Source organism: Magnetococcales bacterium (genome assembly GCA_015228815.1).
Classification (GTDB): Bacteria; Pseudomonadota; Magnetococcia; order Magnetococcales; family UBA8363; genus UBA8363.
Genome location: JADGCV010000037.1, coordinates 1 through 22,329, shown reverse-complemented (window position 1 = coordinate 22,329; position 22,329 = coordinate 1). Strand labels below are relative to the sequence as shown.

The 22,329-nt window shown below is 57.3% G+C and carries 26 protein-coding genes; 19 read left to right on the top strand and 7 right to left on the bottom strand.

From position 1 onward, the window contains the following. The first annotated feature begins 19 nt into the window (after nt 1-19). Nucleotides 20-409 carry a Co2+/Mg2+ efflux protein ApaG gene (gene apaG / locus HQL76_14275; GenBank protein MBF0110333.1) on the top strand — a complete coding sequence of 130 codons (390 nt, stop codon included), beginning with the start codon at nt 20-22 and terminating at the stop codon, nt 407-409. Between the two features lie 143 nt (nt 410-552). On the opposite strand, the gene HQL76_14270 is transcribed toward apaG, so the two are convergent. Next, nucleotides 553-1,200 carry an MBL fold metallo-hydrolase gene (locus HQL76_14270; protein MBF0110332.1) on the bottom strand — a complete coding sequence of 216 codons (648 nt, stop codon included), beginning with the start codon at nt 1,198-1,200 and terminating at the stop codon, nt 553-555. Between the two features lie 80 nt (nt 1,201-1,280). Then, nucleotides 1,281-1,541 (bottom strand): WGR domain-containing protein, encoded by a 261-nt coding sequence (locus HQL76_14265; protein MBF0110331.1) that lies wholly within the window; start codon nt 1,539-1,541, stop codon nt 1,281-1,283. 136 nt (nt 1,542-1,677) lie between these two features. On the opposite strand from HQL76_14265, the gene HQL76_14260 reads away from it, so the two are divergent. Both HQL76_14260 and HQL76_14255 read left to right on the top strand, forming a co-directional pair. Further along, nucleotides 1,678-2,106 carry a M67 family metallopeptidase gene (locus HQL76_14260; GenBank protein ID MBF0110330.1) on the top strand — a complete coding sequence of 143 codons (429 nt, stop codon included), beginning with the start codon at nt 1,678-1,680 and terminating at the stop codon, nt 2,104-2,106. A 70-nt stretch (nt 2,107-2,176) separates the two neighbouring features. Further along, a complete protein-coding gene (locus HQL76_14255; GenBank protein ID MBF0110329.1) occupies nt 2,177-2,995 on the top strand; it encodes a hypothetical protein in 819 nt (272 codons plus the stop codon). Nucleotides 2,996-3,127: 132 nt separating this feature from the next. On the opposite strand, the gene HQL76_14250 is transcribed toward HQL76_14255, so the two are convergent. The 3 genes from HQL76_14250 to HQL76_14240 form a co-directional block, all read right to left on the bottom strand. Then, nucleotides 3,128-4,072: an Rpn family recombination-promoting nuclease/putative transposase gene (locus tag HQL76_14250; GenBank protein ID MBF0110328.1), complete on the bottom strand. Its 945-nt coding sequence runs from the start codon at nt 4,070-4,072 to the stop codon at nt 3,128-3,130. 104 nt (nt 4,073-4,176) lie between these two features. Beyond that, nucleotides 4,177-6,384, bottom strand: a complete 2,208-nt coding sequence (locus tag HQL76_14245; protein MBF0110327.1) for an EAL domain-containing protein — start codon at nt 6,382-6,384, stop codon at nt 4,177-4,179. A 255-nt stretch (nt 6,385-6,639) separates the two neighbouring features. Beyond that, the gene (locus tag HQL76_14240) at nt 6,640-7,482 is read right to left on the bottom strand and encodes a hypothetical protein (protein ID MBF0110326.1); all 843 of its coding nucleotides are present in this window, start codon (nt 7,480-7,482) and stop codon (nt 6,640-6,642) included. A 152-nt stretch (nt 7,483-7,634) separates the two neighbouring features. Between HQL76_14240 and HQL76_14235 the strand changes: the two genes are divergently transcribed. Beyond that, nucleotides 7,635-7,829 (top strand): DUF2892 domain-containing protein, encoded by a 195-nt coding sequence (locus HQL76_14235; GenBank protein MBF0110325.1) that lies wholly within the window; start codon nt 7,635-7,637, stop codon nt 7,827-7,829. Nucleotides 7,830-7,840: 11 nt separating this feature from the next. Here the strand turns inward: HQL76_14235 and HQL76_14230 are convergent, their stop codons facing one another. Further along, entirely contained in the window at nt 7,841-8,230 is a 390-nt protein-coding gene (locus HQL76_14230; protein MBF0110324.1) for a response regulator, read from the bottom strand. Beyond that, nucleotides 8,202-10,040, bottom strand: a complete 1,839-nt coding sequence (locus HQL76_14225; GenBank protein ID MBF0110323.1) for a PAS domain S-box protein — start codon at nt 10,038-10,040, stop codon at nt 8,202-8,204. Before HQL76_14225 ends, HQL76_14230 begins: the two co-directional genes overlap by 29 nt. Before the next feature lie 200 nt (nt 10,041-10,240). On the opposite strand from HQL76_14225, the gene HQL76_14220 reads away from it, so the two are divergent. From HQL76_14220 to glmU, 15 genes are all read left to right on the top strand, one after another. Then, complete coding sequence (locus HQL76_14220; protein MBF0110322.1) at nt 10,241-10,675, top strand: putative toxin-antitoxin system toxin component, PIN family; 435 nt, start codon at nt 10,241-10,243, stop codon at nt 10,673-10,675. Beyond that, a complete protein-coding gene (locus HQL76_14215) occupies nt 10,672-10,914 on the top strand; it encodes a hypothetical protein (GenBank protein MBF0110321.1) in 243 nt (80 codons plus the stop codon). Before HQL76_14220 ends, HQL76_14215 begins: the two co-directional genes overlap by 4 nt. A gap of 46 nt (nt 10,915-10,960) precedes the next feature. Continuing rightward, a complete protein-coding gene (gene purD / locus HQL76_14210) occupies nt 10,961-12,229 on the top strand; it encodes a phosphoribosylamine--glycine ligase (GenBank protein MBF0110320.1) in 1,269 nt (422 codons plus the stop codon). Nucleotides 12,230-12,238: 9 nt separating this feature from the next. Beyond that, nucleotides 12,239-12,772, top strand: a complete 534-nt coding sequence (purE, locus tag HQL76_14205; GenBank protein MBF0110319.1) for a 5-(carboxyamino)imidazole ribonucleotide mutase — start codon at nt 12,239-12,241, stop codon at nt 12,770-12,772. Nucleotides 12,773-12,922: 150 nt separating this feature from the next. Continuing rightward, nucleotides 12,923-13,168, top strand: a complete 246-nt coding sequence (locus HQL76_14200; GenBank protein MBF0110318.1) for a DUF4160 domain-containing protein — start codon at nt 12,923-12,925, stop codon at nt 13,166-13,168. Next, complete coding sequence (locus HQL76_14195; GenBank protein MBF0110317.1) at nt 13,140-13,433, top strand: DUF2442 domain-containing protein; 294 nt, start codon at nt 13,140-13,142, stop codon at nt 13,431-13,433. Before HQL76_14200 ends, HQL76_14195 begins: the two co-directional genes overlap by 29 nt. A 92-nt stretch (nt 13,434-13,525) precedes the next feature. Then, nucleotides 13,526-14,158 (top strand): threonylcarbamoyl-AMP synthase, encoded by a 633-nt coding sequence (locus HQL76_14190; protein ID MBF0110316.1) that lies wholly within the window; start codon nt 13,526-13,528, stop codon nt 14,156-14,158. Nucleotides 14,159-14,539: 381 nt separating this feature from the next. Beyond that, the gene (locus HQL76_14185; protein ID MBF0110315.1) at nt 14,540-14,770 is read left to right on the top strand and encodes an AbrB family transcriptional regulator; all 231 of its coding nucleotides are present in this window, start codon (nt 14,540-14,542) and stop codon (nt 14,768-14,770) included. After that, nucleotides 14,760-15,104 carry a type II toxin-antitoxin system PemK/MazF family toxin gene (locus tag HQL76_14180; GenBank protein ID MBF0110314.1) on the top strand — a complete coding sequence of 115 codons (345 nt, stop codon included), beginning with the start codon at nt 14,760-14,762 and terminating at the stop codon, nt 15,102-15,104. Before HQL76_14185 ends, HQL76_14180 begins: the two co-directional genes overlap by 11 nt. 379 nt (nt 15,105-15,483) lie before the next feature. Next, a complete protein-coding gene (gene atpH / locus HQL76_14175) occupies nt 15,484-16,023 on the top strand; it encodes an ATP synthase F1 subunit delta (protein ID MBF0110313.1) in 540 nt (179 codons plus the stop codon). Nucleotides 16,024-16,027: 4 nt separating this feature from the next. Next, nucleotides 16,028-17,581 carry a F0F1 ATP synthase subunit alpha gene (locus HQL76_14170; GenBank protein MBF0110312.1) on the top strand — a complete coding sequence of 518 codons (1,554 nt, stop codon included), beginning with the start codon at nt 16,028-16,030 and terminating at the stop codon, nt 17,579-17,581. Between the two features lie 43 nt (nt 17,582-17,624). After that, a complete protein-coding gene (locus HQL76_14165; protein MBF0110311.1) occupies nt 17,625-18,497 on the top strand; it encodes a F0F1 ATP synthase subunit gamma in 873 nt (290 codons plus the stop codon). Between the two features lie 78 nt (nt 18,498-18,575). Then, nucleotides 18,576-19,994 carry a F0F1 ATP synthase subunit beta gene (gene atpD, locus HQL76_14160; GenBank protein MBF0110310.1) on the top strand — a complete coding sequence of 473 codons (1,419 nt, stop codon included), beginning with the start codon at nt 18,576-18,578 and terminating at the stop codon, nt 19,992-19,994. 48 nt (nt 19,995-20,042) lie between these two features. Further along, a complete protein-coding gene (atpC, locus tag HQL76_14155) occupies nt 20,043-20,456 on the top strand; it encodes an ATP synthase F1 subunit epsilon (GenBank protein ID MBF0110309.1) in 414 nt (137 codons plus the stop codon). A gap of 263 nt (nt 20,457-20,719) precedes the next feature. Beyond that, nucleotides 20,720-22,099 carry a bifunctional UDP-N-acetylglucosamine diphosphorylase/glucosamine-1-phosphate N-acetyltransferase GlmU gene (gene glmU / locus HQL76_14150; GenBank protein MBF0110308.1) on the top strand — a complete coding sequence of 460 codons (1,380 nt, stop codon included), beginning with the start codon at nt 20,720-20,722 and terminating at the stop codon, nt 22,097-22,099. Nucleotides 22,100-22,329 lie beyond the last annotated feature (230 nt).

Genomic DNA, 22,329 nt, shown 5'->3' with positions numbered 1-22,329 from the left:
TTGCCTGGAGCATCACGCGATGGCACGATCACAGCCGACAGACATTCGGATCACCGTGGCGACCCACTATCTGGAATCGCATTCCAATCCGGAACATGGTGAATACGCCTTTGGCTACTCCATCACCATCCACAACGATGGACCGAGGGCCGCGAAACTTTTGCAGCGGCATTGGATCATACTGTCGGACAACGGTCGGAGGCAGGAGGTTCGTGGCGAAGGGGTCGTCGGAGAGAAACCACGGCTGGAACCGGGTGGTGTATTCAACTATACCAGTTGGACCATTCTGAAAACGACCACGGGCCAGATGGAGGGCAGTTATCTGTTCGTGACCGACGATGGCGAACAGTTCCCGGTTCCGATCCCCCCCTTTTTCATGGAAGTCCCCGGAACACGGGTCCTGCATTGATGCCTTTCGGAGACATCCGTCGCATCTCCTGCTGCTCCAATGGACGGGCCAACTCCCTGCCGGTTAACGGCCTCGAACAGCAATCTCCACGACCCCGAGTTTAGCTTGATGTGAATAGAAAAATCCGGATTCTTTCCCCTGGATCACGAAAACGACCACATGCTGTTGAGAAAAGGATTGTGCCTGCGTTCGTTGCCCAATGTTGTATCCGGTCCGTGTCCTGGATGACAGACGATGTCATCGCCCAGGAGCAAGAGCCTGTTCTTGATCGATTGGATCAGTTGCGCATGATTGCCGCCTGGAAGGTCGGTGCGTCCGATCGACCCCTGAAACAAGGTATCGCCAACCGCCATCCGATTGCCCCAACGCAAACAGACCCCTCCTGGTGTGTGGCCAGGGGTGTGAATGACCTGAAGCTCCATCCCGGAAACTTCAAGGACCTCGTTGTCGGCCAGTTCGCGATCGATCGTGGGCGGCGCGCCAAAGGGCAGGCCCCACGCCCTCGCATGTTGGCGGGCCGCGGATACCAACGGTGCATCTCCGGGATGGATCCAGAATGCACAGCCCGTCCTCTCCTTGAGGTCGGCAACCCCGCCCAAATGATCGAAATGACCATGGGTGTTGATGATGTGGGTCAAACGGACCCCAAGGCGATCCAGTTCTTTCAGAATCCGGTCGGCGTCGCCACCCGGATCGATGACCACCGCCAAACCCGCTTCACGATTGGCCAATATCTGACAGTTGACCTGAAGCACCCCCGCTTCCATGGCCATGTGAAAAGGTTCGACCATCGCCAATTTCCTTCGTTCAATGATGATGTTCCATCCTGATGGTTTGCAATCCGGCCACACCCCACCGGTCGCGACAAGACTCAATGGGCCATCTCGGCACTCAACCCCTCGCGCATGACCACCTTGAATCCCTTTTCCCGCAACTGTTCCACCAACAGGTCCATGCTTTCCAGCGCGGGATCAAGGTCGTCGAATATCTGACGCCGCAGGGTTCCCGACGAACCGGAACGCCCCCACTCCCGGATCAGTTGCCATTCTCCGAGAAGATCGCGTTGAATCTGGATGGAATAAAACCAGACAACACCGGATTGCGGATGAACCCTTTGGAGGTAGGCTTTCATCAACGGGATGCTTTTTTCCGCTTGTGCGATTTTTCCGTGTACCGTTTCCCAACAGCGCTATAATAGGTCAGAAGGACGCCCTTTTGGCAAGTCGTCATATAAGATTTTCAACCGGCCCGGCGGAAAAAAACAAACCATGGCGGAACCGATCCCGCAAACGGCATGGGTCATCCCCCGGCCCATCGTCAATCGCATCCTCGCCCATGCCCTGAAAACGGCCCCCGAGGAATGCGTGGGCATTCTGTCGGGACAGACGCCACGAACCATCACCGCATGGCATCCACTCGCCAACAGCCTGCGTCACGAACGCCGTTTCCTGGCCGATCCGGCACAACAGATCCAACTCATGAAGGATCTGCGGGAGCGTGGCGAACAGGTCATCGCCATCTATCACAGTCATCCCGCGGCGCCCGCCATGCCATCGCCCCAAGACCTTCGCGAGGCCTACGATCCCGAGGTCCTGCATCTGATCGTCTCGCTCGATACCCTTGGACGACTGGATCTCAATGGATTTCTGGTACGCGATGGCGCCGCCCATCCCCAGGAACTGACCATCGACGATTGATCGCCCCCAAAGGAGGCCCGGTTTCCACCGGCGGCACAATGATCGACATCACAAGGAAGGTTGACGGAACGTGATCGGACGCTGCATCCACTGGTTTTTCCGTTCGGTGACCCCCTATCTCGTGGGGATGCTCCTGGGCATCGGCTTTTTCGTGCTGTTGCTTCGCTTTGTCGATGCTCCCAACGGGCCCCTGCAAAGCCTGCCGCGATTCTCCGAGGAAACGGAATGGTTGTCCATGATGCTTAAACGCTTCGAACATCTGGATTTTCCCGATGCGGTCACCGCCATCGACCCCGGAATCATGCAGGACAACCACCAGGACCGCGTCAGTGCCTCTCCGGCGAACGAAGAATCGTCGGAGACCCTATCGGAAGCCCCGCTCCTCTCCCCCTCCCCGCCCGCGGCATCGGCCACCCCATCCACTCCGGTGGCGATGACGGGAGGGCTGTCAGGCGACACGCCCCCCGTGCCACGAAGGCAAAACGTCACGCCGTCCCTTCAAGATCCTCCATCCGGTCGGAGTGTACGGGAGATGGCGGTCGCCAAGGCATCGGCCCCAGTGGAACCCGACGAACAAAATACAAAAGGAAAACCGGTCTTTGCCCCGCCCGCGAACAATGCCAGGGAACGCTGCGGTTCGCCCCCAAGATGGCCCGGTCCCGACCAGGAACGTTACCTGGCCTGCATCTGGCGTCGCAACTGCCTGATTCGTTTGGAAAATTATCAGAAGATGCTCGAAGACGGACTCAAGAACTGTCCGCAACAGAGCACCCATGCCCCGATGTGTCGCAATTTCTACCGTTCCCTGCAAAGACAAAACCCGCCGCAACTGTGCGACACCCCCCCCTGGTCCGGAATGCACCCGTCCAAAGGCGCCGCAAAACGCTGATCTTGACGCCATGAGGATCGCCATACGACGAATCCTCATATCCCTTGCCTTGCAATAAAAACGCCCCAGAGGTTCGGTACACGCCCGAAATCGTTGCGCGGGCACTTCCGCGGAAAAGTTTCTTCGGTCGCGTCATGGCTTGTCGACAAAGACATCGTCCAGAGACTGGGCATCGAAGATGCGAAGGCTCCAATTCTCCAAAGAGGGAAGATCCGCTTTGACGACTTTTTCACTGGCCCAGTCAGGCATTGTGCCAAAGCGGCGTTGCAGCTGACGGGTCAGCATTTCTGCCTTGCCAATTTGGATACCTTCACGAGTCCACTCTTTTGTCCATTCTCCCACAGTCTCGGTCAGCATGGCATTTACCTCCTGTAAATCATTCAACTCCGGAACTGCCTGCCCAGGAACCCGCCTGGGTAACAACACGCGCCCAAGCATCACCGTGAACGCTCGCCGCAAACTCAACTGTTCCGGGGCTTTCAACCAATCGACCAAAAGTGCCACTACATCGCGAATTTCTCCAGGCGTCCGACTCTTCTCCAACCGGCAAAGCGCCGCGACAAGGTTACGCATAGGCACCAATTCGGCGTTTCTATACCGTACAATGTCGATAAGCAGATACCTCGTGCGTGGCCGATAACGATCAAGTCCACCAGGAACCGGTGTAATCAACTCCGATACATCCATTGCCGCCGTCCAGGCCGACTTGCCGTTGTACAGAACAACCGGAAGCACGGGAGGAAGTCGATCTCCACGCTTCACATGCCCAGCCTTGACCAAATCCTGGTACAAGAGCATCATATAGGCGTCCGTTCTTACCGATATGATCCAATCCACGGAGGATTGAAACTCCAGAAGCAGATAGATGAACAACCACTCTGTTCCCCAACGAACACGCCAGATCACATCGTCTTCCCGGTCACGAAGATCATCGGCGACATAGCTGCCACTCACCTTTTCCAGACTGGAAAAATTCAGTTGTTCAACCCATTCCTCCTTGACAAACCCTCGAAGTAGGTCACGCACCATGTCTGGATGGCTGAAAAGCAGTTTGTAGCCCGAATCATAATCCGACAAGAGAAAACTCCGTTTTTGAAAGGCATCATGAATTTTTCTGGAAAATTCCAACCCCGCACCCACACCCGGGAAAATCACCCGTCATAAAGACCCTCCTTCACCCCTTATTCATACCCCTGTTTTTTCAACAGTTCCAGGAATTCATCCGCCGGAACCGGTCGGGAGAAGAAATATCCCTGGGCCTGGGCACAGTTTTGTCTGGCCAGAAAGGCCAATTGAGCCGCGGTCTCCACCCCTTCCGCCACCACCTCCAGATTCATTGCCCGCGCCATCGAAATGATCGAGGTGACGATGGAGGCATCATCGGAATTTTCGACCAGGTCGCGAACAAAGGATTGATCGATCTTCAAGGCATGCAGCGGAAGCGATTTCAGATAACTCAGCGAGGAATACCCGGTACCGAAATCATCGATGGAAATGTGCAGTCCCATGTGTCTGAATTCCCGAATGATGCCGATGCTCCGCGACACATCGGACATGGCGATCGATTCGGTGATTTCCAGCTCCAGGCCATCGCTGGACAGAGCCGTTTCCTCCAGGATTCCGGCGACCTCGCGGACGATCTCCTCTCCCTGGACCTGGCGTGGCGACAGGTTGACCGCCACCCGGAGATGCTTCCAGCCCATGTCGCGCCAAATCCGAACCTGGCGGCAGGCGGTGCGCAGCACCCACAACCCCATCGGGACGATCAAACCGGTCTCTTCGGCCAAGGGGATGAAGTCTCCAGGACTGACCATCCCCTTTTGCGGATGGCGCCACCGGATCAAGGCCTCCATGCCGCTGATCCGCCCCGTGGACACCTGGATCTTCGGCTGATAGAAAAGAATCAATTCATCCTGCTCCATCGCCTTGCGCAGGTCCATTTCCAACGACAACCGCAGCGTGGTCCGCTCGTTCATCCGCGGCGAGAAAAAGCGATAGACGCCGCGTCCCGCCTCCTTGGCGTGATACATGGCCATGTCGGCATTTTTGCTCAAGGTTTCATAATCGTCGCCATCATCGGGAAACAGGGTGATGCCGATACTCGCGCCGATGAAGAACTCCTTGCCGCCGACGACAAAGGGTTGCTGCAAATCCAGGATCACCTTCTGGGCCAGATGACCGATATCGACGCTCTTGCCAGGATTGGGCAGGAGAACGGTAAACTCATCCCCACCCATGCGGGCAATGGTGTCGGATTGGCGCAACCGTCGTTGCAAACGACCCGCCACCTCCATCAACAGTTGGTCCCCGGCATCGTGCCCCATGGTGTCGTTGACATACTTGAAGCGGTCCAGGTCGATGAAAAACAGGGCCGCCTGCGAATGGGTACGGCGGCTCATCGCAATTTCATGGATCACCCGATCGCGAAACAACAGTCGATTGGGCAATTGGGTCAAGGGATCGAAATAGGCCAGTTGCTGCATTCGCTCTTCGGTTCCCTCGATGTGGGTGATGTCGGAGAAAATCCCGACATAATGACTGGCCTGCCCCGCCTCGTCGCTCACCGAATGAATGCTCAACCATCGGGGAAACACCTCGCCCCCCTTGTTTCGATCCCAGATTTCCCCCTTCCACTGCCCCGTCTCCCGCAACGATTGCCACATCCGACGGTAAAAGTCGGCGCCATGACGCCCGGAACGAAACATGCTTGGATTGGCTCCCAGAACCTCTTCCGGAGGATATCCGGTCCGTTCGGCGTGGGATGGGTTGATCGCCACGATGCGTGCCTGGGCATCGGTGATGAGCATCCCCTCCCTGGCCCCCTCGAACACCTTGGCGAAGAGCTTCTGCTGTTCCTCCGCCTCGCGGCGAATGGCCACCTCCCGGAGCAATACACGGTTGGCCTCTTCAAGGGCCCGGGTCCGCTCCAGGACCCGCCGTTCCAGTTCACAATAGGCCTCATCCAGCGCATCGAGGGTCTGGCGGTGCAGGGTCAAATCCCGGAAAATCGCCGTCAGGCGCCCGACCTCCCCCAACCGGTACCGCCCCACCGTCCACCAAACCGCGAACCGACCGCCATCGCGTCCGATCCCTTCCCCCTCGAAAACCCCTTCCTGAAACGGCGGACACCATTCCAGAAGGGGCGCATGTCTCCCAGAAGAACATTTCCCCCCTCCTCCTTCCACCCGACGGATCTTCTCGCGGTCCAACACCTGGGTGACCGGTTTTCCGATCATCGATCCGGAAGGGTATCCAAAAAGGTCATCGAAAGCATGATTGGCATCAAGAAGGATCCCTTCTTCGTCGAAGGTCACGATGGCGTCGGGGGCAAGGTCGAGAACCACCCGCAAGCGCTGCCACGCCTCATGGAGAAAAGACGGTTCGGCCATCACGATGCCCCCGGAAGGTCCTCGCGGGATCGGGACAGGGGACGATGGACGAAACGGATGGCAACAGGAATCGATGTCGGGGATGGTCTCATGAGGTTGGTCCCGGAGCCGCCAGAAAAGGAAGGTATCCCAATCTACCCCATGTTGCGGCAATCCGAAACCACCTTTCACGGAGCGCCTCCGGTCCCGTCGATGCCATCGATCAGATCGATGCCGGGACGCCCCCCCACACCCCAAAGACCGGAGTCCCTCCGGTCAATGGCGGACGTTTCGATCCAGAACGATCTCCCAATGCCCGAACAGGGCGTTGCGTTTTTTCAGGTGCATGCTTTGCGCGGAAGCGACAAGACTTTCCATCTGTTGCATCGTCTTGTCGTAGATCTCGAAGGTGAACCGCGCCCGGAAGAAAGGATCGCCGTTCTTGCCGCAGGTTTCGATGATGGTCGTGTTGATCCGGGTATCGATCTTCATCGACGGCCAGAGAAAACGGGCCAGGCACTGCCCACCAGAATCCAATCTGGGATGCTGCTCGGGCGCCTTGAAATAAAATCCACCATAACTGACATTTTCCAGACGGGGCCGCAGAACCTCCTTGCGTCCGACAGCCATCTCCAGGTGAAGATTCCAGGCAGCATCGACGTTGACCCGGACCGACTTGCGTTTTTCGGTCCGGATAATCACCTCGCGGGGAAAGGAAATCTTCAGAGCATGATTGCCCAACTGCTCAATGAAATGAACCTCCATGACGACATTGTAGGCCCTGGTATTCAAACTGAGAACGACAAGATCGGCGCGCCGTATGCGCAGATTGCCGATGGGAGGAATCAACGCCTGGATGAGCAGATACAGGTTTTTTTCGGTCCCACCATCCCCGGCAGCCATCTTCAGGAAGGAATGATAATCGAAGATCTGATCGCCCATATGCAAAAGAATGGGAACCTCACCGTCCAGAGTCAGGATGGTCAGCAATTGTTGCAACAGCACCGGGTCGTCGATACGCACCGCATCGGGCGAATCCGGAATCCCCCTGGGAAAGCGAACCCGGGCATTCTGATAGACAAAATCAAGAAAATCCATAAGACCATCGCTCCGTTCCATGTCCGACTGGATTCACCGCGTCAAAACCCCTTTCGGCAGCCGCGACGGCGGGCTCAAGGAAAATCACATTTTTTTTTGAAGTTTTCCCGTCAAGGATGGTACGATGCCTTTCGAAAGCGAAAGCATCAATACCTTTGCAAGGAGCACGACCCATGAAAGCCAATGTCGGTGGCATCGATCGCATTCTTCGCATCGTGGCAGGACTGGTCCTGATCGCCCTGGTCTTCGTCGGTCCCCAGACCCCATGGGGTTGGATCGGCATCATTCCCCTGGCCACAGGCCTGATGAAATTCTGTCCGTTTTATCCCATCATCGGCCTGAACACCTGTTCCACCTCCGGAAACTAAACCGGACATTGTCACTCGCCAGCCTGATCCCTGGCGGCCAGGAGTTCGGTCACCATTTCCAGAATTTCCTTTCTGGAGAACGGCTTGGCCAGAACACGCACCGCACCGCACATCCTGGCGACATCGAGGGCGAACTGGGCCTTTTCGCCCGGTCCGCCCCCGGAAATGGCGATGATGGGCAGGTTGGGATTTTTCCCGGTCAGTTCCTCGATGGTTTCCAGGCCATCCTTGTTGGGCATGAGGATGTCGGTGATCACCATGTCCGCGGGTTGTCTGGAAAAATGTTCCAGGCCCAATCGGCCATCCTCCGCGGTATCGACCACATATCCCGCCCTTTCGAGCATCTGTTTGAGCACTTCCCGGACCTGCCGCTCATCCTCGATGACAAGAATTCGACACATGCTCATCGTTCCCCTGACCGACCTGAACCATTGATCCCGGCTGCCGCGGGCCGATTGCCGGAAGAAATACCTGAAACCAGGAACCCTGTCCTTCGACACTGCGCACGGTAATGGCGCCGTCGAAGGACTGGACGATACCATGGACCACCGACAATCCCAATCCCGAACCCTTTCCCACATTTTTTGTGGTAAAAAACGGTTCGAAAAGCCGTTCCAGATGGGGCGGGGAAATCCCCGCCCCCTGATCACCGACACCCAGAACCATGTGCGGTCCCGGTTGCAGGCGCGATAACGCAGGATGGGTCGCGATCATTTCCCGATCGACCACGACCCGTTCCAGAACCAGGTGGATCACCCCGCCCCGAAGTGCCATCGCCTCCGCCGCGTTGGTACACAGGTTCATGACCAACTGACGGATTCGGGTCGGGTCGGCCAACACCTGCTCCTCCAACGGTGACATCGCCACCTGAAGACGGATGGTCTCGGGAAGTCCCGCCTCGATCAGAGGCATCGTCCCCCGGATCTCCCGCGACAAGGTCAGGCATGTCCGTTCCTGCTCGGTTCCGCGGCTGAAGACAAGCAATTGTTTGACCAATTCCTTGGCGCGATTGCCCGCCGTCATGACCTCCTTGAGATTGCGGTATTCAAGACTGTCCGGAATCAGGTCGTCCATGGTCAGTTCGGTATAGGAAAGAATGACCGTGAGAATATTATTGAAATCATGGGCGATCCCGCCAGCCAAGGTTCCGACTGCCTCCAGACGTTGTGATTTCCTGAGTTGCCGTTCCAGTTCCAGTTCATGGGTCACGTCCCGCCCCACCACGCAATGACTGGTGATCCGTCCTTCCGGGTCGCGTACCGGAGACCAGGCGATGTCGGCCTGGAAAATGGCGCCATTTCTCCTCGCGGCGGGATGACGCTGCCGGAAGGGAACCCCCTGGGACAAGGCCTGGGCAATCCGTCGATTCCATTGATGACCCAACCCATCTCCAGGCAGTTGTGTCAGATTGGTTCCAATCGCCTCCTCACGACGATGGCCGGTCATGGATTCGAAGGCGGCATTGACATAGAGAATGACCCCATCGGGATCGATGATGACGATCATTTCGGCGGTCTGGTTGACGGCATTGGCCAGTCGGTGCAGTTCCATTTCGGTTTGTTGTCTCAAGGTGATGTCCTGAAAGGTGACAACCGCCCCTTGTGTCGGCGCTTCCGGATCGAGCGACGAGACACCGCAGGAAACGGGAATCAAGGTTCCATCACCGCGCCGGAACCGTTCCTGAAGGTCCAGGCGGATTTTCCCATCGACCAGGGTTTCCTCCAGGAGACTTGACCAGGGCGCGTTTTCTTCTTCGCGGACCGTCCCGAGCAGGGTTCGGAGAGACCCTTCCTTGAGCCGGACAGCGGTCGTGCCGAGAATTCGGGTGGCGGCGGCATTGACAAAGGTGATCCGTCCCCCTTCGTCGAGTCCGAAGATGCCGATTCCGACAGACTGAAGGATGGATTCATGACGTTGATGCAGACGGCGGATGGCACCTTTTTCCCGATGCAGATCTTGATTGAGACGAAACAGTCGATAAACCAGGTAGGTCATGTACGGCAGGGCGCACAGCAACAGCATGGCGGCCAACTCATCCAGAAACCAGAGTTCGCCGCGCCACAACCATTCCTCGAAGATGCCCAGGACATCCAGCACCACCGTGAGAAAAATGGCCGGCAGAAAAATAAGGAGAAAAACAACCACGCTGTTTGCGTTGGATCGGACCACCCCTTCGGCAAGGGGCCAGGCGGGATCTTCGGCATGCTTCATGTTCCGTTCCTTTCCCTGTGGCACTCGGGATGGGGAAATTCGACCATCATTCAAGTTTCTCACCTTTGAATCCAACCGTCCAGATCGATGACCGGAAAACGAAACCTCGGTGGTCAAACGAACGGAGCCGATGCGGCGGGTGGTGGACATTCATCACGGTCCTGTTGAAATCACATGTAATCCATGATATTGAGTCCGGTATGCATGTCGTCTTGGATACCAATGTCCTGGTCGCTGGATTACGCTCCAACCAAGGGGCTTCCTACCAGATTCTCCGATGCATCGGTAGTGATGGCCCGGTCGTGACACCGATCATTTCGGTACCGGTGTTTTTGGAATACGAAGCGGTTTTGAAACGTCAGGGAACGTTTCCCATTCCATGGAAAGAGGAAAAAATCGACGCGGTTCTTGATCTTCTTTTGGCCGTGTCGGAGCGTCCCCGACTCTATTATCTTTGGCGACCGCTTCTTCCCGACCCCGGGGATGATATGATCGTGGAGGTTGCCGTGGCTGGAAAGGCGGATGCCATCGTAACCTTCAACATCAGGGACTTTGTCGTGGCAAAAGAAAGATTTGGATTGAAAGTTCTAACGCCTCGTGAGTTTCTCAAAGTACTTCGGGAAAAACGGACATGAGCCAATATCCCTTAAGACTGCCGGATTCCTTGATGGAGGCGGTACGCAAGACCGCGAAAAAGGATAACGCCTCCATGAACCAGTTTTTCGTTTCGGCCATTGCTGAAAAGATGTCGGCCATCGAAACGGAACATCTGCTGAAGGAACGCGCCAGACGAGCGGACCTGAAAAACTTTTTCCAGGCGCTCGATGAGGTTCCCGACGCGCCTCCAATCCATGGAGATGATCGAATCGATTGATCCTCGGGAATCTGGCAAGAACAACCTGGACAGTTCATCAATGAACCTGAAAATACTTCTAGTCGGCGGTGGCGGACGTGAACACGCCCTTGCCTGGAAAATCGCCCAATCCCCCCGGGTCGGCAAACTTTATTGTGCCCCAGGAAACCCGGGAATCGCTGGTGTCGCCGAGTGCGTCGCCCTGCCGGTAACGGACCTTGACGCCCTGGAACGATTCGCGATCGAAAAAAACATCGATCTGACCGTCATCGGCCCCGAAGCCCCCCTCGTTGGCGGACTTTCCGACCGACTGCGCGCCGCCGGACAGGCGGTTTTTGGCCCCCAGTCGGCAGCGGCGGCCCTCGAAGGCTCCAAGGTGTTCATGAAGGATTTTCTCCACCGACACCACATCCCGACCGCAGGCTATCATACCTTCACCGAAGCCGAGGCGGCCCTGGACCACGTTGGCAAACAGACGATTCCCATCGTCGTCAAGGCCTCGGGCCTGGCCTCGGGCAAGGGGGCCATGGTCTGCCATTCCCTGAAAGAGGCGCAACACGCCATTCACCGCGCCATGATCGCGCGTGAATTCGGCGATGCCGGAAACGAAGTGGTCATCGAAGACTTCCTGACCGGCGAAGAGGTCTCCTTCATGGCCTTCGCCGACGGGGAACGAATTCTGCCCCTGGCCAGCGCCCAGGATCACAAGGCCATCGGCGAAGGGGATACCGGACCCAATACGGGAGGAATGGGCGCCTATTCCCCCGCGCCGGTCGTCACCCCGACACTGCACGAACGCATCGTCCGGGAAATCATGGAACCCGTGGTCCGCGGAATGGCCCGCGAGGGACGTCCCTACCGCGGCCTGCTCTACGCCGGCTTGATGGTCGATGGCCACACCCTGAAGGTCCTGGAATTCAACGCCCGCTTCGGCGATCCCGAAACGCAACCCCTCCTTGCGCGCATGCGTTCGGACATCGTTCCCCTGCTGCTGGCGACCGCCAATGGTTCCCTCGAAGGAATGAGCATCGACTGGGATCCCCGCCCGGCCATCTGCGTCGTCATGGCGGCAGGCGGCTATCCCGGAAACCACGCCATTCTGAAACCGATCGAAGGACTCGATGCCGCGGCCCGACTCAAGGATATCCTGATATTCCACGCCGGAACACGCCGCGACAACGGGCGGATCGTGACCGCGGGAGGACGTGTCCTCGGAGTGACCGGTCTGGGCATGACGATCACCGAGGCCCGCAACCGCGCCTACGAAGCGGTTGCGCTGATTTCCTGGCAAGACCACTATTACCGGCGAGACATCGCCCATCGCGCCCTTTCCTAAGGAGGTCCAATGACTCCTTCACCCCTCGTCGGCATTCTCATGGGATCGGACTCCGACTTCGATGTGATGGGCGAATCAGCCCGGATTCTCACGGAATTCTCGGTCCCCTTCGAGATGCTGGTCACCTCGGCCCACCGAACCCCGGAACGGACCCATCGTTATGCCACCGCGGCCCTGGACCGGGGGATCCGGACATTGATCGTCGGAGCGGGAGCGGCAGCCCATCTGGCGGGCGTCGTCGCCGCCATCACCCCCCTGCCGGTCATCGGAGTGCCGTTGTCGGCGACGGCACTCCAGGGCATGGATGCCCTTCTGGCAACCGTCCAGATGCCCGCCGGCATCCCCGTGGCAACCATGGCCATCGGCAAGGCGGGCGCGGTCAACGCTGCCCTGATGGCGGTTCGGATTCTTGCCCTGACCCGTCCAGACCTCGCGGACCGCTTGCGGGCGTATCATCTGGAAATGGCCCAAGGGGTGGAAAAGAAGGATCAAGCCCTTCGGGAACGGTTGGCGGATCATATCGGGAAATGGATATCCCATTGACGCCATATACGATACGAAAGTAGCGTAGAATTTGATGATTGGGTTCCTGGACAACGAGAAAGTGGGGTCCGAAAGGAAGTGCATGGTATACGGGCAGGAAAACCTCCACTCCATGGATTTTCTCATCTGTTTTGTCTGGATATGGAATCCATGCCGACGATTCTGAGAACATCCGGGTTCCGTGTCTATCATTACAGCCACGAACCGAATGAACCACCCCATGTCCATGTAGACAAGGATGGAAAGTCAGCAAAATTCTGGCTTAACCCTCTGCAACTCTCTTGGAATGCAGGGTATTCCGCAACAGAGTTAAGGCAGATGCGGATTCTGTTACTGGAACACCGAAATTTACTGATGGAGCGTTGGAATGGGTATTTTGGCACTCAGAGCGGATGAACGTGTTGCCAACGTGGAATGCACCGACGATGCCATTATTGTCTGGTTGCAGGATGGCCGCACCATTTCCGCACCTTTGGCATGGTTTCCCAAACTTGAAAAGGCTACCCCAAACCAGCGCAATCAATGGGAAGTTTGCGGTGGAGGCTATGGCATCCATTGGGAAGAACTGGACGAAGATCTATCGACGGAAGGCCTGCTGCGGGGAGCACCTGCCTGCCGCCTGTCCGGCAGGTTGCAAAATAAAGAGCCCAGTGCCGTGTGACGCACGACATTGGAATCACCATCGATCATCGATAAGTCTCCTCAAGGGTCGGGATGTCGCATGTTCATCCCGCACCACGGATCCAGGTTCCCATGACCTCCGTCCCCACCCTTCTGAACGACCCCCCGACCGAAACGCAACGTGCCATCGCCCGTGAAACCCTGCGCCGCGGTGGCATCATCGCCCATCCCACCGAAACGGTGTACGGCCTGGGGGCCGATCCGTTCCATCCCGAGGCGCTCCAGCGAATCCTCTCCCTGAAAGGACGCGATGCCGCCAAGGGATTCATCCTCCTGATTCCCGATCGCCCGGCCCTCGATCCCCTGGTCGCCGCCATCCCCGTCACTGCCCGCCGGCTCATGGAACACTTCTGGCCCGGTCCCCTGACGTTGATCCTTCCCGCCCGCCCCGGTCTCCCCGCCCCCCTGACCGGAGGACGATCAACCCTTGCCGTCCGGCATTCCTCGTCCCGCCATGTCACAACCCTTCTCGAATTCTGGAATCGCCCCCTGGTATCGACGAGCGCCAATCGTTCCGGAGCGCCACCCCTTCGGGACGGAAAACAAGTCATCGACCTTTTTGGAGCAGAGATCGACTGCCTCCAGCTGGGCCACTGCCCCCCCGATACCCCCCCCAGCACCATCGTCGCCTTCGACGAGAAACAACCCCGGATCATCCGCATGGGGACGATCACCCAGGCCATGATTCGTGCCGTCCTCGGTTGACCGCCTCCGCGAGGAGACGACGATCACGCCGCATCCTCGACCGTGACGGCAAGACGTTTGCCAAGCAGGGCAAGCGCGGCTTCAACCTGGCCAAGACCAAGACTTCATCCCATTCACACGGCCAGGGGACACAGCGTTCCACGGAACACCAATCGGTCAAATCCCGACACTATTCCAATGACTTCTCCATCATGTTCCGCTAAAAATGTCTCCATGGCGTACCCCTTTCATTTTCGGCATTGGTGTCAGAAGATCGCAACATGCCGAATTGGAACGAAGAACGCCTACCCCCTTGTCTGGTCGCGGCCATGCCGCGCCATGGATGGGGTTCCCGTTCATCGGCCATCCCTGGAAGGGGATGTTTTCGCGGAGATGACTGCCATGATTGCCATTGCCAAGGTGTCCACCCATGGAAAAACCACTGTTCCCAGAGAAATCCGGGCCGCCCTGCGTGTAGAACCGGGAGATCGCATTGTCTGGGAACTGGCCGCCGATGGTTCAGCTCATGTGCGCCGGGTCGCATCCCTGGACATGGCCTATCTGCAAACGGTGGAAGAGACCATGACCGAATGGCGTGGAACCGCGGACGAGGAGGCTTATCGTGACCTTTGAACGGTTTGCAGTGGTCCGCGTGCCTTTTCCCTTTACCGATCGGGAGACGGCAAAAAATCGTCCGGCCCTGGTGTTGTCCGAAAAGGCGGTTTTCAATACCCAGGCGGGTCATTCGGTAATGGCCATGATCACCTCGGAAGCCAATGCACCCTGGCCGATGGATTGCTCCATTCAGGATCTGGAAATGGCCGGTCTGCCATCTCCGTCCAAGGTGCGTTTCAAGTTGTTCACTCTGGACCATCGTTTGATCCGGGGCGCATTGGGACAACTTTCCCCCAGGGACATCCAGAGAGTGATTCAGGCATTGCTTCAAGTATTTGGAGTAAAATCATGACCCCGGTCAGAACTCAAAGAAATAATTTTTCATGCGTGCGTAACAATCTTATTTATACGTTATTTCACTGTTAATCCTTGCCGTCATTCCAGCCGCCAAACCAGGGCCGCCCTTGCGCCTCCTGGAAAGGTGACGCCTGCACCAACCGACTTTGACGCGATCCTGGCAATAAAATGGAGAAGGAACGTTGAACCTGGAACGCAAACTATGTTAAGGAGTGTGTGTCGAAGGAGAAAGGCTGGATACACGAAAGAGTCTTGAATCGTCAGGAAAACGGGCCGGAAGCACGGATCGCCCGGCGATCGTTTTGGCGCATGGACCTCAGGCCTCGAGGACTTTCTCCTGACATCCATCAATCGTTGCCAAGGATCTCCCAATCGTGCATTCAAGCACCCTGGCCAAACGTTATGCCTCGGCACTGGCGGATCTTGCCCAGAGTCGTGGTCTGTTACGAAAAGTGGGGCAAGACCTTCGGGAGTTTCATGCCGTTTCCGCCGCCAACCCGGAATGGCACGGACTGCTCACCAACCCGACCATCCCCAGAGAACGGCAGTCCCGGCTGATCGAAACCTTTCTCGCCAAGAGCGACAGCGATCCCCTGACCGCCAATTTTCTCAATCTTCTGATCCACAAGCGGCGCATGGTTTTGATCGATGAGATCGTCGCCGCCTACAACCGGATCGAGGAAGAACAAAGCGGCGTCATCACCGTTCGGGTTGCCGCTCCCAAACCCCTGATCAAATCCCACGAGGAGCGTTTGATCAAAATCCTTTCCCAAAGCACCGGCAAGGAGGTCCGACTTGACTTTGAACAGGACCCGGAACTTCTGGGAGGCATGGTCGTGCGGATCGGAAGCGTCATGATGGATTATTCCGTGCGAGGTCAATTGAACCGGCTGAAAGCGCAATTGAGAGGGTGATTCGATGCAGATCAGCATTGCCGAAATAAGCGAAATTATCAAAAAAGAGATTGCCGACTTCGGCAAGGAAGTGGAAATCTCCGAAGTGGGTCAGGTGATCGCGGTCGGTGACGGCATCGCACGTATTCACGGCCTGGACAAGGTGATGGCCGGCGAACTGATCTCCTTTTCGGACGGCACCCAGGGGATGGCCCTCAACCTGGAGGAAGACAATGTCGGCGCGGTGATTTTCGGCGATGATTCGGGAATCAAGGAAGGTTCGACGGTCAAGAGGACGGGACGGATCGTCGAGGTCCCTGTCGGCAAGGAGCTGCTCGGACGGGTGGTGGACAGCCTCGGGGTTCCCATTGACGGCAAGGGACCGGTCAATGCCAGGGAATCGCGCCTGGTGGAACTGATCGCGCCAGGCATCGTCTCGCGCAAATCGGTTCATGAACCGCTCTACACTGGCCTGAAGGCGCTGGATGCCCTGGTCCCCATCGGTCGAGGGCAACGGGAACTGATCATCGGCGACCGGCAGACGGGCAAGACGGCGGTAGCGGTGGACGCCATCATCAACCAGAAGCGTTCCCACGAAACCGACAAGCCGGTGTATTGCATCTATGTCGCCATCGGCCAGAAGCGCTCGACCGTGGCCAAGGTGGTCAAGATTCTGGAGGATCACGGGGCCATGGCCTACACCACGGTCGTCGCGGCGACCGCCTCCGATCCGGCGCCGATGCAATTTCTCGCCCCCTACAGCGGTTGCTCGATGGGAGAATACTATCGCGACAACGGCATGCATGCCCTGATCGTTTATGACGACCTGTCCAAACAGGCGGTCGCCTACCGGCAGATGTCGCTGGTCCTGCGCCGTCCTCCGGGACGCGAGGCCTATCCGGGGGATGTGTTTTATCTCCATTCGCGCCTTCTGGAGCGGGCCGCCAAATTGAGCGATGCCCTTGGCGGGGGGTCGCTGACGGCGCTACCGGTGATCGAGACCCAGGGTGGAGATGTTTCGGCCTACATTCCGACCAACGTGATTTCCATCACCGACGGACAGATTTTTCTGGAATCGGAATTGTTTTATTCGGGGATGAGGCCGGCCATTTCGGTAGGTCTGTCGGTATCGCGGGTCGGCGGTGCCGCCCAGGTGAAGGCGACCAAACAGGTTGCCGGGACTCTGCGATTGGACCTGGCGCAATTTCGCGAAATGGCCGCCTTCGCCCAGTTCGGTTCCGATCTGGACGCATCGACGCAAAAACTTCTGCATCGGGGCGAACGGCTGATGCAGCTGCTGAAACAACCGCAATACCAACCCCTTTCCATGGAAGAACAGGCGGTGGTTCTCTTTTCGGGAACGCGGGGATTGTTGGACAACGTTCCAGTCAATCAGGTTTCACGGATGGAACCGCGGATTCTCGAACACATGCGTACCCAGCATGCCGATGTTCTGGAGACCATCCGCAAGGAAGAAAAAATCTCTGATGCCACCGAGGAGCGTCTGAGAAGTCTTCTGAGCGCGTTCATCGCCAAACACGATGTCGAAGAGACCGTCGAGGTCCCATCCGCGGCATGAGGGGCATACCGACGACAGCGCATATTGACTGGAAAACCCAACGATGGCCAATCTGAAGAGTCTGCGCAATCGGATCCGCTCGGTCAAGAACACCCAGCAGATCACCAAAGCGATGAAGATGGTCTCCGCGGCCAAGTTGCGTCGTTCTCAGGAACGGGCGCAATCGGCGCGGCCCTACAGTCGGCACATTTCCCGGATGATCGGGGCCATCGCCGCCGGAGTGGATCCGAACAATGCCCCGCCGCTCCTGACCCCTGCCAAGGGAAAACGGGTCGAACTCCTGGTATTCACCGCCGACAGGGGATTGTGTGGCAGTTACAACAGCAGCGTCATTCGGGCAGTTCGTTCCAAAATCAAATCACTGGAAGAAAGCGGTCATACGGTCAGCATCACCTGTGTTGGCCGCAAAGGGTTGGATGTTCTCAAGCGGCAATATCCGGCGCTCATGCGCCGTTCTTTTTCGGGGATGACCAAGGATCTGTCCTTTCAGAAAGTCGATGCCGTCCTGGCGGCCCAGGTCCTGACCGATTTTGCCAAGGGGGAATTCGACAGTTGTCAGATGGTGTACAACACGTTCAAATCGGCGCTGAACATCGAACTGACCTGGAAGCAACTCGTCCCCATGGGCATTGAGGCGGACGGGGAACGGAAGGTATCTTCCCCCATGTACGAGCCCGAGGAAGGAGAAGTCCTGGCGGAACTGCTCCCTCATGGCGTTGCGGTACAGTTGTATCAGGCTTTGGTGGAGGCGGACGCCTCGGAGCAGGGGGCGCGCATGACCGCCATGGACAATGCGGTGCGCAATGCGGGAGACATGATCCGCAGGTTGGGGATCAAATACAACCGGACCCGGCAGGCCGCCATCACCACCGAATTGATGGAAATCATCGGTGGTGCCGAATCCTTGAAGGGATGACCGGTCAGGTCCCGCCCCCGGGACCTTGGGGCCGCGAAGATTTATCGAACAATCCAGCCAATGGATGGAGTCTTACCAATGAGCAAGAACGTGGGACGGGTGGTTCAGGTGATTGGACCGGTCGTGGATGTACGATTCTCGGGAGAACTTCCGGCCATTCTCAGTGCCCTGCATATTCAGAGGGAAGGCAAGCCGCGCCTTGTCCTGGAAGTGGCGCAACACATTGGTGAAAAGACGGTCCGGACCATTGCCATGCAGAGCACCGATGGCCTGGTGCGCGGAACCGAGGTGCTCGGAACGGGTCATCCGATCATGGTTCCGGTGGGCAGTCCGACTCTGGGTCGGATCATGAACGTCGTCGGCGACCCCATTGACGAGTTGGGAGAGATCAAGACCGAAGATTTTCTACCCTTGCATCGACCCGCCCCCTCGTTCGCGGATCAATCGACCGAGGCGGAAATCCTGGAAACGGGAATCAAGGTGGTCGATCTTCTGGCGCCTTACGCCAAGGGGGGGAAGATTGGACTGTTTGGCGGGGCCGGAGTCGGCAAGACGGTGTTGATCATGGAATTGATCAACAATGTCGCCCAGGGGCATGGTGGTTATTCGGTGTTTGCCGGGGTCGGCGAGCGGACCCGTGAAGGAAACGATCTGTACCATGAAATGATCGAATCCAAAGTGATCGATCCCAAGGATTACAGAAATTCCAAGGCGGCTTTGGTGTATGGCCAGATGAACGAGCCTCCGGGAGCGCGGGCGCGGGTGGCGCTGACGGGTCTGACGGTGGCGGAATATTTCCGCGACGTGCAGAATCAGGACGTTCTTCTGTTCATCGACAATATTTTCCGCTTTACCCAGGCGGGTTCCGAAGTGTCGGCGCTTCTGGGCCGGATTCCCTCGGCGGTGGGATATCAGCCGACGCTGGCCACCGACATGGGGGCGCTTCAGGAGCGGATCACTTCGACAAAAACCGGTTCCATCACCTCGGTGCAGGCCATCTACGTCCCCGCCGACGACCTGACCGACCCGGCCCCGGCGACGGCATTTTCCCATCTGGACGCAACAACGGTGTTGTCGCGGCAGATTGCCGAAATGGGCATTTATCCGGCGGTCGATCCCTTGGATTCAACCTCGCGCATTCTCGACCCTCAGGTGGTTGGCGAAGAGCACTATCAGGTGGCGCGACGGGTTCAAGAGGTGTTGCAGACCTACAAGTCACTCCAGGACATCATTGCGATTCTCGGGATGGATGAATTGTCGGAAAACGACAAGTTGACGGTGTCGCGCGCCCGCAAGATTCAGCGTTTTCTGTCGCAATCCTTTCATGTCGCCGAAGCGTTCACCGGACAGAAGGGGGTTTTGGTTCCCCTGGCGGAGACCATTCGCGGATTCAAGGAAATCATCGAAGGACGGCACGACAATGTCCCCGAGGCTGCCTTCTACATGGTGGGAACGATCGACGATGCCCTCGACAAGGCCAAGCGTCTCGCCTCGTAACGACGTTTTCTTCTGTAATGGTCGATGGTTGTGGTGGAGGGCGGTGACATGGGCAATTCCTTTCAACTGGATGTGGTCACTCCGGAGCGGCTGCTTTTGACCGGAAAGGCGACCTTCATCACGGCGCCGGGTCAGGATGGTCGGTTCGGGGTATTGGCGGGCCATACACCGTTGATTTCCTTGCTTGTTCCTGGGGAACTTCTGGTAGTCAAGGAGGGAAGCACGGACGAGCATCATTTTGCCTTGAGTGGCGGATATGCCGAAGTCGGAAACGATCGCGTGACGCTTCTGGTGGAACGGGCGGTGGAAAAGGACCTCATCGATCCAAGAGCGGCGGAAGCGGAAGAACAGGAGGCATTGGAGCGACTGACGCAACTGCCTCATGATGGACCGGAATCATCAATCTGGAAGCGGCGCCGCGACTTTGCCAGGGTTTGTCGGCGGATGGTCGGAATGGCGTGAACATCGTCAATGAAAAAGCGTAACAGCCTGCGAAGAAAATCCACAGCCTGGAAACTTGCAATGCGTCCCGATCTTTTCGCAAAAACCGCGGAAATTCGCTTCGGGTGAAATGGCGCGTGAAAAACAAAATCAAAAACAAAGTCAAAATCAAAACCCTGGGGGCAATCCCTTAAGCCCCCTTTTTTCTTTCAATAATCCCGAACCGGGGGGAAGGGTCCCTGGGCCGTTACCTTTTTTCTTTCACTATTTCTTCGATACCCGACATGACACAACGTACCGTCCTCATCCTGGCGGCGGGCCAGGGCACCCGAATGTGTTCCAACCTTCCAAAAGTGTTGCACACTCTGGCATGGAAGCCAATCCTGCACCACGTACTGGAGGCGGTCCAACCATTGAACCCGACACGGTTACTGGTGGTGACGGGATACGGCGCCCAACAGGTCGAGGCGGCGTTCTCGGAACGATCGATCACCTGGGTTCGCCAGAAGGAACAAAAAGGAACGGGCGACGCGGTACGAAGCGCACTTCCAGAACTGCGCGGAACTCCCGGAGACCTTCTGATCATGGCCGGGGACGTTCCGTTGATTCGCACCGAAATTCTGGAACAGGCCTTTCAGTCCCATGTGAAAAGTGGGTGTTCACTGACATTGTTGAGCACCACCCTGGAACACCCCACCGGATATGGACGGATCGTCCGGGATGGTACGGGGATGGTTCAGGCCGTGGTCGAGGAACGGGATGCCACTCCGGAAATCCGGGCCATCCGGGAAATCAATTCGGGGATTTACCTGGCGAATTTGTCCCGACTTGAAGGATGGATCGGGCGCCTGGGCAACGACAACGCCCAGGGAGAATATTATCTTCCCGATATTGTTGCCATGGCGATGAACGAGGGCGGTGTTCACGCGGTGCATCATGCCGATGGCCAGTCGCTGGAAGGAATCAACGATCGGAGTCAACTGGCGCGGGCCGAGGCGGTATTTCGCGACCGCAAGGTGGGGGCGCTGATGGCGACCGGGGTCACCTTTGTCGATCCGGGTTCCTGCTTCGTGGCGGGGGATGTAACGATTGGCCGGGACACGGTGATTGCGCCACAGTGCATTCTTGGCCCTGGGGTAAAGATTGGCTCCGATTGTCGCATTGGACCATTCTGTCATATGGTCGATAGCGCCATCGGGGATAAGGTTCACATCGAACCATTCTGCCATCTGGAGGGTGCGGAGGTCACGGGCGACAGTGGGGTGGGTCCCTTTGCACGTCTGCGGCCTGGAGCACGGATGCAGCGCGGCTCGAAGGTGGGAAATTTTTGTGAAATCAAGAAATCGACGATTGGTGAAGGCTCGAAGGTCAGTCATTTGGCCTACATTGGCGATGCCGAAATCGGTCGGAAGGTCAACGTGGGCGCCGGGACCATCACCTGCAACTACGATGGCAAGAATAAACACAAGACGGTCATCGAGGATGGCGTATTCATTGGTTCGGATACCCAGTTGATCGCCCCCGTGCGACTGGGAAAGAATGCAGTCATCGCCGCGGGGACATCTGTTGCGAAGGATGTTCCGGAAGGGGCCCTGGCCATTACCCGTTCGCCGCAGAAACATGTACCGGACTGGAATGAACGAAAGAAAAAAGTGACTTCCTGAACCGCACGCAACCATCTTGGAAAGCAGGAATCCAGGACTCGAAGCGACCGATCGACGTTCCGGGTTTTCCCCCTCGTGGGCATGACGTTTGGAAATGACGCATCCCGGAATGGTTGTGGTTTATCTGTTGCAAACGTTAAACAATGAGATCCATGATGCAGGATCGACAGGGTGGTCCGTGGTCAACCATCACCGTACACGGGAGACATCGTGATGTCGCAAACTGTAAC